This window comes from Niabella aurantiaca DSM 17617, from assembly GCF_000374125.1.
Taxonomy (GTDB): domain Bacteria; phylum Bacteroidota; class Bacteroidia; order Chitinophagales; family Chitinophagaceae; genus Niabella; species Niabella aurantiaca.
In genome coordinates, this window is record NZ_KB893643.1 from 49,055 (window position 1) to 65,087 (window position 16,033).

The 16,033-nt window shown below is 48.1% G+C and carries 11 protein-coding genes; 1 reads left to right on the forward strand and 10 read right to left on the reverse strand.

Annotated elements, in window-relative coordinates; genetic code table 11:
- Positions 1 to 10: 10 nt before the first annotated feature.
- The 5 genes from B160_RS0116615 to B160_RS0116645 form a co-directional block, all read right to left on the reverse strand.
- A complete protein-coding gene (locus B160_RS0116615; RefSeq protein WP_018629048.1) occupies positions 11 to 1,483 on the reverse strand; it encodes a DUF3375 domain-containing protein in 1,473 nt (490 codons plus the stop codon).
- A gap of 276 nt (positions 1,484 to 1,759) precedes the next feature.
- A complete protein-coding gene (locus B160_RS0116620; protein WP_040680017.1) occupies positions 1,760 to 3,019 on the reverse strand; it encodes a DsbA family protein in 1,260 nt (419 codons plus the stop codon).
- Positions 3,020 to 3,101: 82 nt separating this feature from the next.
- The gene (locus tag B160_RS0116625) at positions 3,102 to 3,455 is read right to left on the reverse strand and encodes a hypothetical protein (protein ID WP_018629050.1); all 354 of its coding nucleotides are present in this window, start codon (positions 3,453 to 3,455) and stop codon (positions 3,102 to 3,104) included.
- Positions 3,456 to 3,752: 297 nt separating this feature from the next.
- Positions 3,753 to 4,409 carry a class I SAM-dependent methyltransferase gene (locus B160_RS0116635; RefSeq protein ID WP_018629052.1) on the reverse strand — a complete coding sequence of 219 codons (657 nt, stop codon included), beginning with the start codon at positions 4,407 to 4,409 and terminating at the stop codon, positions 3,753 to 3,755.
- 108 nt (positions 4,410 to 4,517) lie between these two features.
- Positions 4,518 to 4,751 (reverse strand): hypothetical protein, encoded by a 234-nt coding sequence (locus B160_RS0116645; protein ID WP_018629054.1) that lies wholly within the window; start codon positions 4,749 to 4,751, stop codon positions 4,518 to 4,520.
- A 117-nt stretch (positions 4,752 to 4,868) separates the two neighbouring features.
- Between B160_RS0116645 and B160_RS0116650 the strand changes: the two genes are divergently transcribed.
- Positions 4,869 to 5,807 (forward strand): sugar phosphate isomerase/epimerase family protein, encoded by a 939-nt coding sequence (locus B160_RS0116650; protein ID WP_026309830.1) that lies wholly within the window; start codon positions 4,869 to 4,871, stop codon positions 5,805 to 5,807.
- 258 nt (positions 5,808 to 6,065) lie between these two features.
- Here B160_RS0116650 and B160_RS0116655 read toward each other — a convergent pair whose 3' ends face one another.
- From B160_RS0116655 to B160_RS0116680, 5 genes are all read right to left on the reverse strand, one after another.
- Complete coding sequence (locus B160_RS0116655) at positions 6,066 to 7,349, reverse strand: DUF2264 domain-containing protein (RefSeq protein ID WP_026309831.1); 1,284 nt, start codon at positions 7,347 to 7,349, stop codon at positions 6,066 to 6,068.
- Positions 7,350 to 7,401: 52 nt separating this feature from the next.
- Positions 7,402 to 8,694: a glycoside hydrolase family 88 protein gene (locus B160_RS0116660; RefSeq protein WP_018629057.1), complete on the reverse strand. Its 1,293-nt coding sequence runs from the start codon at positions 8,692 to 8,694 to the stop codon at positions 7,402 to 7,404.
- A gap of 34 nt (positions 8,695 to 8,728) precedes the next feature.
- Positions 8,729 to 10,327: a right-handed parallel beta-helix repeat-containing protein gene (locus tag B160_RS0116665; protein WP_018629058.1), complete on the reverse strand. Its 1,599-nt coding sequence runs from the start codon at positions 10,325 to 10,327 to the stop codon at positions 8,729 to 8,731.
- A 428-nt stretch (positions 10,328 to 10,755) separates the two neighbouring features.
- Positions 10,756 to 12,540 carry a RagB/SusD family nutrient uptake outer membrane protein gene (locus B160_RS0116675; protein ID WP_211218088.1) on the reverse strand — a complete coding sequence of 595 codons (1,785 nt, stop codon included), beginning with the start codon at positions 12,538 to 12,540 and terminating at the stop codon, positions 10,756 to 10,758.
- Positions 12,541 to 12,669: 129 nt separating this feature from the next.
- On the reverse strand, positions 12,670 to 16,008 hold the full coding sequence (locus tag B160_RS0116680) for a SusC/RagA family TonB-linked outer membrane protein (RefSeq protein ID WP_018629061.1): 3,339 nt from the start codon (positions 16,006 to 16,008) through the stop codon (positions 12,670 to 12,672).
- Positions 16,009 to 16,033 lie beyond the last annotated feature (25 nt).

Genomic DNA, 16,033 nt, shown 5'->3' on the forward strand with positions numbered 1-16,033 from the left:
GGATCTCTTTCTATTTACTAAATAACAAATACGGCACTTCCACAAATTTATCGGCGCTGCTGTTCAACGGGATCAGCTCTACCGCGCTACCCACTATCTGCACCCTTTTTGATCTTTCTTTTAAAAAACCGTAGTAGCTGATCACCTCGGCCAGGCCATGTTCCAGCTTTGCAGCTTCTATGACCTCTTTTAGGGTGGCGGTTTGTTTGTGTTCCAGCACCTGCTCTACCTTTTGCCAGAGCCGCTTTTTGTCTATAAAGCTGGTGTTCAGCAACCGGTTGAACCGGTCCACATCGGCGATCTTTTCCACGGCCGGCATGGGCTGTTTTAATGCGCCTGCCGTTTTTTTTGCCTCCAGCGTCAGCCCCCGGTCCATAACGATCTTAATATCGGCAGCCTCTTCCAGTAACAATCCAGCTTCAACAGGATGCTCTTCCTCCATGAGATCGAATACCAGCTCCTTGATGCCGCTGATCTGCTGGCGCAGCCGCCGGTGGCGCGCGATCTCCTTTTCGGTGATGATGCGGCTGAGCTTCTCCGCCATTTTATCGTTGGCATCGTAGACCGCACGCCCCTGCTCCAGCAGAAATGATTTGATATTTTGCAGGAAATCCGTGTCGGCTTCCAGCTGGCGGTCTTCCAGCAGGAGCAGCAGCTGTTCGGTAAGCTGCCGCCATTCTTCCTGTCCGCTGCGGGAGATGAGGAAATCCCAGAAGGCATAAAAACTCTTGCCCTGGTTGCTGCTGCGCAACGCATCGTACGATTCAAAAGCAAAACCCACAATGGCACCTTTGTTCTGTTCTGCACGGGTATGCTGCTCCACGATGCTGCGATGGATCTGTTTGAAATTGTCTTCAACCTCGCGAAAATCGCCGATCAGCTCATAACAAAGACGGATGAACAGATCGAGCCGCTCCTGTACCTGGGCATTGTTATACCGCTGCGGCGCCACACCCAGCTCCAGTGCTTTTATTTCTTTATCGATTTCCGCCTTCCGGTCTTTGAGGATCTGCAGCTTGCGTTCCCGGTCATCCTCGGTATTCTCTACCATATCGCGCAGGGAAGAGAACAGCATTTTGAACCGGCTTTCGGTTCCCACGTGATGCTGTCCCTTCTGCAGATGCTGCATCCATTGAAAAACTTTTTCGGTATAAGCGCTCAGCTGGTAATTGGTATTGCCTTCGGTGTCGGGAAAATCCTGCAGGATCCGTTTCTGTACCCAGCTCAGCAGGTACTTCCGGCTGCGGCTCTCTTCATCCTCTCCAAAATCGATCCGTGCTTCCTCCCAGTCTTCCATACCATCTGCATGCGCGCCGAGCGTCTCTGCCAGCAATGGCACAAGCTGGTCCTCCCGGATCACCATCCGGCGGTTCTCTTTAAAAACAGTATATAAAAACGGTAATACCCAGCCTGCATTCCGCAACCGCAACATTTGCAGCGCTGGTGATGAACTGATTAAAAATGCAATTTGCTCGCTTGTCATGCCTCTACAAAACCATCTCTTTTACAATAGGAAGCCTGCAAAATAAGATAATCTGGTGAGATTAATGGCACAACATTTTTTAAACGGCGGGCATTCCCGACAACCAATGCCAAAACCCATCGGTTGACCAGGAGGACAGGCGATAGGCCTTTGAAGAGCCGGGCAAGCAGCAATATATTAAGTTTATGTAAACTACTATATCTAATTAAAAATTATAAATTTATACCACTTTATATAAAATAGCATTAAACTAAACAATGCTCTTTTCAGCGCTGCCTATCTGGTTTGCCTGTTATGTGCATTGCGAACGGATCTGCCTGTATCCGGGTGTTTTTTGCGGTAGATAGAGGAGTCTCTGCCCGTGGCCTGCAGTTCCCTCTTCAAAACAGCCTGCACCACTCCCGGCCGGGTATCCTTTATTTGCCGGCCGTTCAAAAAAACAGCCGGAGTTCCTTCAATACCAAGGGTCGTACCCTGGCGGATACCAGCCTGAACAACAGACGCTGCAACCGGGCCATTCCGGAATGAATCAAAGGCCGGCAGTTGCAGGCTGCATTGTTTTGCCACCATGATAAGATCTTTTTTCCCTGCATCTTTAAACAGTTCGTGGTGAAATTCCATAAATTTCCCCTGCTGAGCGGCTGCCAGGGAGGCCTTTGCCGCCTCGCAGGCACCGGCATGCAGGTCTTTCTTAATAGAATGATTGCAGTCTGTGCTGAGCGGAAACGGTTTAAATACGATCAAACATTCTCCTCCGAATTTCTTCAGAATACTGTCTGTTTCCGCCGAAAACATCCGGCAGGCGGGGCAATAAAAATCTGTAAAGATCACCAGCTTCATAGCTCCGGACGGATTTCCGGCGGTTGCATCTTCTTTGCTGACAGGGATCTGCCGCACCGGCTGGAGGTCATAATCCGCAACTATTTTTTTGATATCGATCCTTTGCCGGGCAGCCGTGGAAAGCGCCAATGCTTTTAAACCAAAGAAGCCCGATGTCATAAAAAAGCCAGCGACCAGGAAACCAAACGCTTTCCAGAGCCCTGAAGCAGCAGCAGGTTGCACTTGCACGGCCGGTGCCCGAAAGCTGCTTAAAAATGACCGGAATCCATAGCTGTTTATTTTCATCAGCAGGAAAAACAAGAGGAAATTGATCCCATGAATCATCGTGCAAAACGGGCAAAACAGCGCAGGTTGCAAAAGCATTAATCCGATAAAGTAGCCCCCTGCCATGACGCTGCAAAAGCTGAACAGGAAAATGAAAAAGCGGCTTCCCTGCAAAAAGGCGTTTCCAAAAAGCCGGGGAATCAGGAAAAACAAGCCAAGGGAAACATAATACAGTATTCCCCAGCCCCCCAGGGGCAGCCCCAGCAATTCGGCATAGAAGCCGGAAAGCGCCCCATTACAGCTATTGCCGAAAACAGCCAAACAAACATCCGGTCCTCCGGTTTCCAAATGTTTAAAAAACAAATAAAAAGAAAGGGTCATCGCCCATACCATCAAAAAGACTACGATCCCTCTGGTTACAACGGTTTTCATATCTATACAGATTACACCTATCTAAAAAGCGCCACAGCATAAGGGCGTGGCGCTTTTTAAATTTTTATTATACGTGCTTTTCCTATTCAGCTTGGAAATGACAGGTAAGTGTTGCCTGACCGGAGGCGCTTACCACAAAAGTGTAGTCGGCCCATTGTCCGGGAAATGAATAAGACCAGCAACCAGCTTCCCCTTTTTGAACATATGCTTTTCCGCTGGGATTGGAAAAGTCATCGAACTTACAAGACATCAGACCCGATGATTTTTTTGTGATCACTGCTTTTGCGGTAGTTATCTCATGAAAATTCCCATCAAGATCATACATACCACACCATTCATCATTGATAACGGCTGCGCCGTTGTTCATTGCTTTCCAGCTGATTGATAATACAGCCACAGCAATTACTGCAGCAAAAAGAATGCTTAATTTTTTCATTTTAAATTTTTTTATGTGTGAAAAATGGTACGGGAGCAGACGTATACGTTTTGGTAAACACAACAGTTTGTTTGCGCCGGCAGCTATTTGCCTGCGTTTTGGGTTTGGATTAATTAAATTGGAGGATATCCCGTAACGAAGGTAATCTCCCGGATACCCGGTTTCCAAATTTTGAGGATCGCTAATTTAAGCGAGCATGAAAAAAAATACGCATATATCCCTTCCTGTTGCGGGAAAGGTCATCAATAATCATAGCGCTTGCGCCCAGGTCATAAAGCGCCCCGCCGTCCGATGGTGTTACTTTTCGAGGCTAACCGTCGTAAACTCCCGGGTCACCTCCTCTCCCGATTTGCTTTTGATGTCTTCCATTTGGGTTGCTGTATCCGCAATACAAAAGGGGGTCTTTTTAAGTAGTTCCGTTATCCCTTCATTGTCATAGAGGGTAAATCCGTATTGTGTAAAAGACAGCTTTTGCATAAAACTTTGCTGTGCAAAGGTGATGTTCAATTTTCCTCCTGGTTTCAATACGCGGTATAATTCTGAAAGCAGCCGCTCCGGTTCTTTCCAGAAGTAAATGGTGTTCACCGTGAAGATCCGGTTAATATAATGATCAGCAAACGGCACGTGCACCCCATCATACAGCTGAAAAAGGGCCTGCTTCCTTTCTACAAAAGCCTGGTTCATTTTCCCGGCTTCCCGGCTCATTGTTTTAGATATCTCCAGCCCGTAATAGGTCAGGTCTGCTTTTTGCCGCAGCAGATATGGAAGGTGTTTCCCGTTCCCATGCCCGAGTTCCAGGATATGATCATGATCGGCGATGTCAAGCCGGTCGATGGCATGCCTGGTCATCCCGATATTACTTTCATGCATCATATCGGCCACTTCTATTCCCATTGCACCGTCGGGCTGCCGCAACTGAGCGGCCAGTTCTTTTAACCGGTCGTTATCATTCATATGTTTTTTTTACAGTGTAACATTGTCTCTTTTCCGGTTCAGACCCAAGGCAGCGAAAAATAAAAAATAGCCCCCATTCCGGCCGCGCCTTCGGCCCATACCCTTCCTTTATACCGGGCGATGATCCGTTCTACCAGCGAAAGCCTGATACCGTTGCCCTCGCCCTTTTACAAAATAAATAATATCCTGCGTTGTTTCCTTGCAGCCCACATGAATCACCGTTTCTTCTTTTTTGTGGCTGTATTTTACTGCGTTCCCGGCAGGTTGATCCATACCTGCAAGCGACAATGCCCGCACCACATGCACAAGCTTTTGCGATCGTTTATCAGGTGTTGCTCCCATAATGAGCGGATTGGTATATAGAAAGTGAATTTACAAACGAATATAGAGAAAGCTGTTACAATAAAACAGAGCTCCGTACCTTTGGCGGCATCAACCACTTTTAAAAATAGCAAATATATGCTTGCAGCAAATGAACAGACCGGTCGGCATTCACGCCGGGATTTTTTGAAGAAAGGCGGCCTTGCCTCCCTGGGATTGTTAACCGTTCCTTCTCTTTTTGGACCGGAGGATCTGTTCAAAGGGCCTGGCTCCAGGATTTCCGGTGTACAGATAGGTGTCATCACTTACTCATACCGGAGCATGCCCGGCAGCCTCCAGGAGATATTGCAATACACGGTAAACAGCGGCATCAGTGCCGTGGAGCTCATGGGCGATGCGGTGGAGCAATATGCCGGATGTCCTTCGGATAAAGCACAAATAGCCGATTGGCGGGCCACGGTTCCGATGGACAAATTCAAAATGGTGAAAAAAATGTTCAACAAGGCCGGTGTAAAAATTTACGCTTATAAACCCAATGCATTAGGTGCCCGCAATACCGATGCTGAAATCGAATACGCCATGCGGGCGGCAAAAGCCCTGGGCGCTTCGGCGGTTACCGTTGAGCTGCCCAAAGATCCTGCGCAAACAGAGCGGCTGGGCAAGCTGGGCGCCAAACACAAGGTCTATATCGGCTATCACGCGCATACACAGGCAACCGATACATTGTGGGACCAGGCTTTAGAGCAATCTCCCTATAATTCAATGAACCTGGACTGTGGTCATTATATCGCGGCACCGGGGCATACAGCCCAATCATTGCTGGCGCTGATCCGGAAGCGGCATAACCGGATCACCTCCATGCACCTTAAAGATCGCCAAACCGCAGCCAACGGCGGGGCCAACCTGCCCTGGGGCCAGGGCGATACACCTATTAAAGAGATCCTCTCCCTGCTCCGGGATAATAAGTATAAAATACCGGTTACAATTGAGCTGGAATATAAGATCACTGAAGGATCCGATGCCGTACAGGAAGTTAAAAAATGCCTGGACTATGCCCGGAAAGCGCTCGGGGCTTAGTCTTTTTGTTTCAGGTTTGACGTTTAAAGCTTGAGGTCAGATCCGTCTAACGTCCGACTACCGCCGAAAGCGAACAGCTGATGACCTGGGGTGCATTGGGTGTTTGAGGTTCACGGCCTGACGTTAAAGCACCGCGGGTTCGAATCCCGCCCTCACCGCAAAAGAAGTTCAGAGTTCATGGTTCGATACCTGATCTGTTTTATGCCCGATGATCTCATTCTCACATTTCCACATTTCCAAATTCTCAAATTAACATACTCAATAATCCACTTTATAATCCTTCTTCACCGGCTGTCCGCTCCAGGCTTTTTTGCTGGTCCAGTCTGCCGGAGGATCCGTCCAGAATTTATTATCGGCGGGTAACCCCAGGGGCAAAAAGCCCAGCGTGGCCATGTACAGGCTTCCGGTAGAGGTATAAACATCTGCCATCATGGGTTGGTGCCCGTTAAAGCCCAGCACCAGCCAGCCATTGGCGTCAAAGTTCTGGTTCCCTTCAAACATATTGGAAAACACTTTTGTCAGTGCACAACGTACCTGTGCCGGCCGGATATGTTCCGGCAGCTTTTCCATCAGTGCCACCTGAGCCAGTGCCTGAAATGCAGCCGTGCGGTAGGTTACCGAGCGTCCGAAAGCGGGATAAGTGCCATCCGGTGCAATGATGCGCTCCAGGAATTCTGCATGACGCACCATCCGGCGCAACGCCGTTTCATAATCTTCCGCACGCACATGTACTTTTCCCGGTCGCTTTTCCAGCAGGGTTTTGATCAGATCCGTGAGCATGGGATGAATGACATAAGAGTTGTAATAATCCATACTGAACAGGTCGCCATCCTTGTACCAGCTGTCGCCGGTGTACCAGTCCTTCATTTTGTTCAATGCATAATCAATCCGGACCGGGTCATAATCTTCCCCGATGTATCGCAGAAAGCCTTCGGTAAGCGCTGCGAACACCAGCCAGTTATTGTAGGCCCCGCTGCGGTTGCGCAGGGATTTGAATGCATCGATGTACCGCCGTTTTGTAAGGGTATCCAGCGGCTCCCACAGGGCCTTGGGCGCTCTCAGGAACGCGTGCGACAAATAAGCCGCATCTACAATGGGCTGGCTCTGCTTTTTAAAATTCAGGCAATCGGGGTTCTCCGGGTCCACCGCATTTCTGAGCCCCTGCAACATTTCTTTACGCATTTTGGCACGCAACGTCCCTTCCTCTGTTGCGTCGTCCGGTAAGGCCAGCCAGGGCGCGATCCCGGCAGCGGTCCGGCCCACAGCCTCCAGGTAGGTCACATCTTTTACCACCAGGTTGTAATCCGGTCCCTGCTCCAGCGGCAGGTTCTTTTTTAAGGTGCCCTCCGCCAGGTTGTGCACCACCGGATAGGCGATCTTATAAAGGTCCTTTACCCAACGGGCACGATCCTGTGCGCCTGTGGCAATGCCGGGGTTTGCCGGCTTTATTTTGGGATTGCGTCCCGGCTGACCGCTGCCTGCCAGGGATACCAGTAGCGCAATGACCATGAACGCCCCGGTTTTCTTTTGTATATATTTCATCTCTCTATCTTTTAATATGGCAATGATGCTGTCTTTATAACACCGTCTTTTGTTATTCTTCAAACAATTTTTCATTATGGGCAATTTTACGATACCGAAGCAATCCTTCCAGGAAGTAATAATCGGCATATACCAGCGGCACATCGATCTCGTTATTGTGCGGAATGCTGCCAACGCTGTGCATCAAAATAAAATTTCCGTTCGTATGCTCCTTTGCACGGTATGCAGGGCTTGCCAGCGTATGCAGGGTAGCAACGGCAAACCGCCGGTACCCCGTGGCCTCTTTACCGGATACATAGCCGCTCAGCTCCAGCAGGGCCGATGCCGTGATCGCCGCCGCAGAAGCATCCCGATACGGGATCTTTACGCGCAGCGCGTTGGAATTTACACCCGGCGTATAGCCCGGCTGCCCGATGTTAAAATCCCAGTATGGAATTTTATCAGCAGGCAGATTCTTATGATTCATATAATAGCCGGCCAGCCCTTTTGCAGTTGCCAGGAACCGCGGGTCTTTTGTAAATCGGTAAGCCATGGTAAACCCGTAAATGGCCCAGGCCTGCCCCCTTGCCCAGGTAGAGTTATCGGCATAACCCTGCGCGGTCTCCCTGCCCACCACGTTGGACGAAGCGGTATCATAACACACCACATGATAGGTGCTGAAATCCGGCCTCACCTGGTTTTTCATCGCGTTCAGGGCATGGGTTACGGCAACGTGCCGGTATGTGGTGTCCCCGGAAACTGCTGATGCAAAGAACAGCAATTCAAGGTTCATCAGGTTGTCTACGATAACCGGGTAATGATAGGTCTTGTTCCCATGCCAGGAAACAAAACGGTTCCAGGATTTGATGCTGCCAACCCGGGGATCAAACCGGGTGCACAAAGAACGCGCTGCCTGTACCAGGATGTCTTTATAAGCCGCATTGTGCGTGAGCCGGTACGCATTGCCATAGCTGCAATACATCATAAACCCCAGGTCGTGATGCTGGGTAAAGTTTTTGAGCGGCTCCAGCTTTTCGGTCCAGCGGAGCGCTTCTTTTTTCAGCGCCTCATTCCTTGAGTATTCATATGCATACCAAAGGCTGCCGGGGAAGAACCCCGGTGTCCAGTCGTACATCGACGTGGTGGTCATCTGCCCTTTTTTGTTGATGGTACGGGGATAGGCGCCTTTGGGAGCGGCAAATTTCTGATCAGCGTCTGCAAGCTGCAACTGCAGCATCTTTTCGCTGTGGAAAAAATTCTCTTCAACAAAACGGTCGGCGGCCGGTTTTTTATTTTCCTTTGATGTTACACAGGAAGCCAGCAACGCCATAAATAATGGTACCGTAAAAATGTTTTTTCTGAGCATTTTCAAATATAAAATTAAAGTTATTTACAAGCAGTCACCGTTGGTCCGGAGTTTTCTTTAAAGAGCTGCCGGCTCCGGATACAATCACATACTGAAAAGCTCCTACGTCCGGGTTCCCGGCTGGAAGGCCATTTCCTGAGAAGTCCACTCCCCCATTATTCTTGATGAACATACCCGCGTTCCGACAGGAAGAGCTGGGAAGTATCCCGAATCCCTTCGCCTTTTCAAAACCAGCGCCAGGTGCAGGATCGACAAATAAAGGATCTTCGTAAAAATTATCGCTTCGCACAGCCTTGCCCCACTCGAGCGCGGCGAAAGTAGCTTGAGGATAAAAACAATTGTTATGGAATCGGGCTCTTGTATCCGGAATCTTATCGGCCAGCATGGCAATCGTAGACTCCGTGTAAAATATATTATTGGAGAAGATAGCACCAGATCCCTCCCAAAACATTTTGTCTACCGGGTTTCTAATAACAAACACATTGTTATACACGAAGCGATCTTTATTTGGGCTATTCTGGACAAGGAAGAGCTTTTTTGCACCTGTTTTACCAACATCATTTACACTTACATTATACCTCACGGTGATATTATTGGCCCGGGACATAAACAGGAAAAAGCCGCCATTGTTATCGTGTGAATAATTGTACTCAAAAACATCGCCATCGGTAGCAGAAGGCTCATCCCAGCCATCAGCGTCAAAGGCCATACCATCATTAGGGCCGCCGCCTTTCATTCCATATACCTCGTTGTGCGCAACTACCGTATTAACACTGGCCACCGTCCAGATACCGGCAAAGTTAATATCATTGGTCATACAGGCATTATAGACCGTATTATTAGTGACCCTGCTGCCACCACTTACCTGTGCCATAACAATGCCATCGCCGTAGATATTTTCAATAAGGTTATTGTCGAATACGATATTTTTTGACCGGTTCGCCATATCTGAAAAACCCGTTGTACGTAGCCCCTCTACAGAACAATCAGCAATATGGCAGTTTTGGATCCATACGTCGCTCAATTTACCATTGACAATGATGCCTCCAGTTCCTTTTACATAATTGGGCTGTTTTGCCGTGGCTGCATTTACATCATGTATATAACAATTCTTAATACGGATGTTGGTACAAAAGGGGCCTGACCGGCTCCCGCCGTTTACCCGGACCCCAGTGGCGGCGTAGCTCATACCGTCCGGAACCTTATTGGTTATTTCCAGGTTGTTCACCTCCCAGTAGGATACTCCGTTTAAAAGTAGTGTGCTGGATCCGTTTGTTTTACCTCCGCCATGAATCACCGGTCTTTTGTCTCCGCCATATTTATCAATAGTAATGAATGCGCCGGTTTTTCCGGAACCTTTCGGTTGCAGGGTTTCATTCCATATGCCCCCGCTCTTTAACAGAATCCGGTCACCCGGCAAAAATGTTACGGAATTTACTTTGGACAGCGTTTTCCATGCCGTGGTAGCGCTCGCGCCGGTATTGGCATCATCTCCATTGGGGTCTACATAATATACCGTGGGGTGCACCCTAAGAAGGCCCGATCCGGGCAGTTGTCCGGCCGTTTCTCTTGACTTCTTACAGGCCCAAAAGCAAGTGAAAAAAAATAAGAACAGTAACAGGGTCTTTTTCATGTGTGTACTTTTAATTTTATTTCTTGACACAGGCCGTATGTCTAACCTGTAGGCCGCCGGATCCAACGGCACGGTGGATCTTTTGCCTGCTTGGGCCGGAAGAGAGAAGCCTGAAGCATTTTATCAGTCTCCATACCTTCGCGCGCTTCCCCCTGGCTCCATTATTGGTTATAATACGTAATTTTCGTTCCGCATAATTACCCTCGATCAAAAAATGGTAAAGAGATTGGTACTCAAACCCCACATACATAATATTGTTATTAAGCTTTTGAAGTATTGCTTCGACATCATTTGAATTGACTTCATCGATACATCTTTACGGGTATGTTCAGGGAGCAACTTGCAGAATGACCATACAATCGGCAATTGCAGCTCGTTAAAATTTCCGGGAACAGTCTGAACCATTCCCGGAAAATACTAAAAAGGACCTAATATATCCAGCCCGGTGTAGGTTTCAGGTTCTTATTGAGTTCTATTTCAGCTTTGGGAACCGGCCATGTGTACCAATAATCACCAATCCATTCATAAGTGGTACCGCCTGTACTTTCTGTGCCCCCCCAGGCGTGTTGAGCCACTTTCTCGCTGAATTTTGTTTCTTTAAGAGTTTTCCAACGCATTTCATCAAAGAAGTTCACCCCTTCCCCAATCAATTCGCGGCGACGCTCATCACGCACATAATTGCGCGCGGTTGTTTTATCGGAAAAAGAGGAAGCCATTGTTGGCATGCTTACGCGATCCCTTACCTGCTTTACCTTGGCCATAGCACCACTGAGATCATCCATCTCTACCAGGGCTTCCGCCCACATCAATAGCACATCGGCGTAACGAATGATGGGCTCATCTACAGGGTTTTGTTCACGGCGGGCATAATCCAGACCTTCACCTACAAATTTCCGGTGAATGTACTTGAATTCAGCCTGTGCATTACAGGTTCCCGAAGTGTAATACGTAGCTGGCAGACCTTTGTTTAAATTTGGCTCCGCCCCGGACTGATCAAAGTAATATTTTCCGGTTACCGGGAACCTGTAGGTGTACATACCTTCTGCCGTTTTTGGATTATTTACTCCTTTAAAGTCGGAGTAGGGCGTTACGACGTTGTATGCCAATCGAGGATCCCGGTTTTGATACGCTGCTTTCAAGCGGGCTTCATTTCCTTCCGGCAGGTACAAAGCTTTGGCGGCCGGATTCAATTTATTTAATTCGCTGTTGATAATAGTAGTGATCGTGGAATGTACTTCCAAACCATTGACCTTTTGATCGCGGATAAAGAAGGCCTTTCTGTTGGCAGTGCCCAATGCGCTGATGGCATTCCATTCGGGGAAAAAGTCTAACCAATTGAAAGATTTTACCGTATTGGCATCTATTTTTTCTTCATACAGATTCACCAATGCAGGCGTCACCTGCAAATCAGTCCAGCAGCCGGCGGCATCTTTTGCTCCCTGCTGATATGCAGCACAAAATTTTTGCAGTGCGGTGCCATAACCGGTAGGATCCTCAATATATTGAACGCTCATGATCATTTCCTGACAACGCTCCTGGCCTACCTTAAACAATTGCTTGTAGTCCGGATAGAGGCTATAGCCCATCTCTCCCACTTTTGCAAAGTCGGCCGCGGCAAGATCATATTTTTTTGAAAGCAGGTAGGCCCTTCCTCTCAATGCATAGGCAGTGCCCTTGCTGGCACGTCCTTCACCGCCGATCTGATTATCGGGCAAAGAAGATTCATTGATCGCATCCGTAAGATCCTGGATGATCAACGCCCAAACATCTGCCTCCGGGCTCTGGCCCCGGTTGCCTTCCGAAGGGTCAATCGGTTCGGTGTAAATAGGCACACCCAGTCCTTCCCTTCCATACAATTCATTCAGGCGCATATAGAAAAATGCACGCAGTACTTTGCATTCGGCCACCAGGCGATTTTTCTTTTCCGCATTCATTGGAGCTTCGGGAATATGGGCAATGGCATCATTTGCCCGATGAATGCCGTCATAACACCATTTCCAATGGTGAGAAAAATATGCGGAACTGGGTTTTACCGCCGAGGAAAACAAATTATCCAGGTTATACTCTCCCTGGCCCGTCATTCCAAATGCTTCATACCCGTAATATCCGATGTTCGTGGCGGTGCCGATCAGACCGTTGCTCCGTACGGGCCGCTGCAACGAATAATAAACCCCGATCACACCCTGATCCACCAGGCTTTCCGTTGTCCACATTGTGGAAGAAGATATCTTATCATTTGGAGCCGTTTCCAATAACCTTTTACATGCCGGCAAACTGCCCAACATGCAAATCATTGCTAACGTATATATATATATTTTCATCTGCTTATTTGTTTAGATTGATTAAAAAGTAAGAGATAGTCCGGCAGAGAATAATCTTGCGATAGGATAAACGATCAAAGAGCTTCCCAATTCCGGGTCTACACCTTCGAAATCTTTATTCTTAAATGTCAGCAGGTTCTCTCCTGATGCAAATACGCGAAGGTCACTTATTCTTGCCCCGTTCAGCCATTTACTTGGCAATGTGTAACCAATCTGCAATGATTTCAGCTTCAGATAAGAAGTATTATACAGGTAAAATGTATTTGAAGTCATGATGGAACTCGCAGACAATAAGCGCGGGTATTTGCCATTTATATTGGCGTTGGGATCGGTTGCCGGATCGTAGTTATCATAATCGGTATTTGCTTTAACGGCATCATAAAAATAATATTTGCTCCATGCATCTGCTGGCACCTGGTCACCGGTATTTGCTAAGATCGAACCATTCGCCCCACGGTCGTTGATGTAATGATAAGAACCCAGACGTCCGGCCCAAAGCATATTCAGATCAAGGCCTTTCCATGCGGCCGTCAGATTCAAACCAAAAATCCATTTGGGAACGGAGGATTTGCCGGTAAACTCCCGGTCGTCGTCGTTCCCATATTTTCCGTCACCATTCACATCAGCCATAAGTTTCTGCCCGTACCATATATTAGCAGCTCCGGAACCCACGGTATTGTTATTGAAAGAATAACCTGCGGCGATCATGGATTTTACCCATTCCAGGTCGGCCTTGGTGCGGATCATCCCATCTTTGGGTCCGCCATTCGGGTTTACCGTTCCGTCTGCATTTGTGTACATACCGTTTCCGGCATAAGGTCTGCGCAGAAACCATTCGTCGATCATATGCCCTTCTACACGACGGGTATCGCCCCCGGTAGAAACATCGGCGAGGTTGGTATAGCGCCAGGTAGGATTGCCCCAGGTATCAAGTGTGGACGCATCTTGCTGGTATGCTAATGAGCCCTTAAATTTGGTGACTTTATTGTCGTTGTAACTGACATTCGCATTGACCCCGTACTTGAATTCACCTACCCGGTCATGCCATCCCAGGGTAAGCTCTATCCCTTTATTGCCCAGGGAGGCGGTGTTGGACATCGGCGCGCCGATATTACCCATGGTGAGGTAAATAATAGCAGGAGTAAGAATATCCGATGTATGACGATAGTAAAGATCTAACTCTGTACTCAGACGATGTTGCAAAAACCGGGCTTCCAGACCTAAGTTATAAGTAGTTAATTTTTCCCAGGATAACGCCAGGTTTTGAATGGTTTGCTGGATCACCCCATTGGCCACCTGTTCATTGAATACACTATTGACTTTTTGATATAAGGTCTGCCAATCGTAATTACCACTCACTGTGTTTCCTACTGTACCATAAGAAGCTCTCAGTTTTAAATAGTTGATGGTATTAGAGACAAAGAACGGCTCATTGCTGACAACCCATCCGGCAGAAAACGAGGGAAACAGGCCGCTGCGATGGCCCGGGGCAAATTTGGATGAAGCATCGGAACGGAGATTGGCTTCAAACAGGTACTTACTGTCATATGCGTAGTTCAGGCGTCCAAAATAAGATAACATGGCATACTCCTCTTTTGCAGATCCACCAATAGACTCCATAACAGCGCCGGAAGTAATATCCGTAATACTCCAGTCCAGTAATCCTTTCTTCGTTGCGCTAAAGCCGCTATTCTCTGCACGATACTGTTCATAGCCCAATAATCCTCCGATATCATGCTTGCCGAAACTGCGGTTATAACGCAGCAAAAGATCCGCTGTATAGCTGGTAGAATTATAGGAATACCGGTAGGTGGTTGCCTGGTCCAGATTGCCGATCCCTTCTTTGGGCGTATCAAAACTTTCGCGGAAGCTATACCGGGGGAGGTCCTGGGAATAGTGCTCATCTCCCCGTGTATATTCACTGTAATTAAACCTGGCCTCGGCAACAAGGCCTTTGTAAAGTTCAGCATTGGCATACCAGGAAGTGTTAATGCGTGTATAGTTATTCATTCCCCCGTTTGAGGCTACCTGCTGAAGGATATTATCTTTTTGCGTAGTGTTAGGATCTTCACTGGCACCATATTTACCCTGGTAAATAGGTGTCATTCCCGGAAAGGCCTGGAGAAGATAGGTCATGGAGGTGCTACCCGGTTCCTTAAACTCTTTAGTAGCATATGTTTGAGTTCCAAAATTGATGAGATCAGCAATTTTCGTCTCCAGGTTTACACGCACATTGTAACGCTGCATACCCGTGTTTTTTAATGTACCGGGATTATTCTGATATCCCAGTGACATCAGGTATGATGAGTTCTTGCTGCCTCCTGAAACAGATGCCCCGTATCGCTGGTAATATTCCGGTTGAAAAAGAATCTGTGCCCAGTCGGTATTCGGATAGGCCAACCAGTTTGGAATCGTTTGTCCCGTTACCTGATCCGTATAAACACCATTCGGATCCGCATTGGCTGCACGCCATGCATCTATTGTAGCATATGCATAGTCCGGGGAGGTGGACGTTGGGTTGGCATTGAGCTTTGCGATATTGTGCAATTCCATCCAATCGGCAGTACTCGACATGAATTTCAGATCCGTCATAGCCTGCTCCTGTGCAAACAAAGTATTAAAAGTAACTTTAGGAGCCTGATTCTTCCTTCCTTTCTTGGTGGTTACTAAAATAACCCCGTTGGCGGCCCTTGATCCGTAAATAGCTGCTGAAGAAGCGTCTTTCAGGATCGAAATGCTTTCAATGTCATCTGTATTTACAGGTACCATATCAGCGATGACCCCGTCCACCAAAATCAACGGATCGCTGTTATTGAACGATCCGGTGCCACGGATCCGTATCGACACGCCTTCACTGCCCGGGTTTCCGGCACTTTGGGTTACCCGAACCCCCGGAGCAGTGCCGCCCAGGGCTGCAGCAAGGTTCATTATCGGGCGATTGGTTAGTTTATCAGCCCCTACTGTCGAAACTGAACCGGTCAGATTGATCCTCTTTTGAGTACCATACCCCACCACCACAACATCTTCTAAACTCGTGGCACTTGCCTTGAGGGCAATGGTCAGCGATGTTTGCGATCCCACAGCAATCGTGGTCGCTTCATAATTGATCGCGGAGATTTCCAGTACATCATCCGCAGCGGCATTGATCCGGAACCCGCCGTCATTACCGGTAACGGTTCCCAGCTGGGTGCCTTTGACTGCTACTGTAGCACCGGGTACCGGCGCATTATTCATATCCGTTACGGTACCCCCGATCTGTTTTGACTGCGCCCGCAGCAACATGGGCGATAGCAGGAAGAGTACGACAATCACCCAGGAACCGCGGTGACGAAGCCAATGGCTTGAATCCTTTAATGGCATAAGCACAAACTTTTTAAAAAATGAT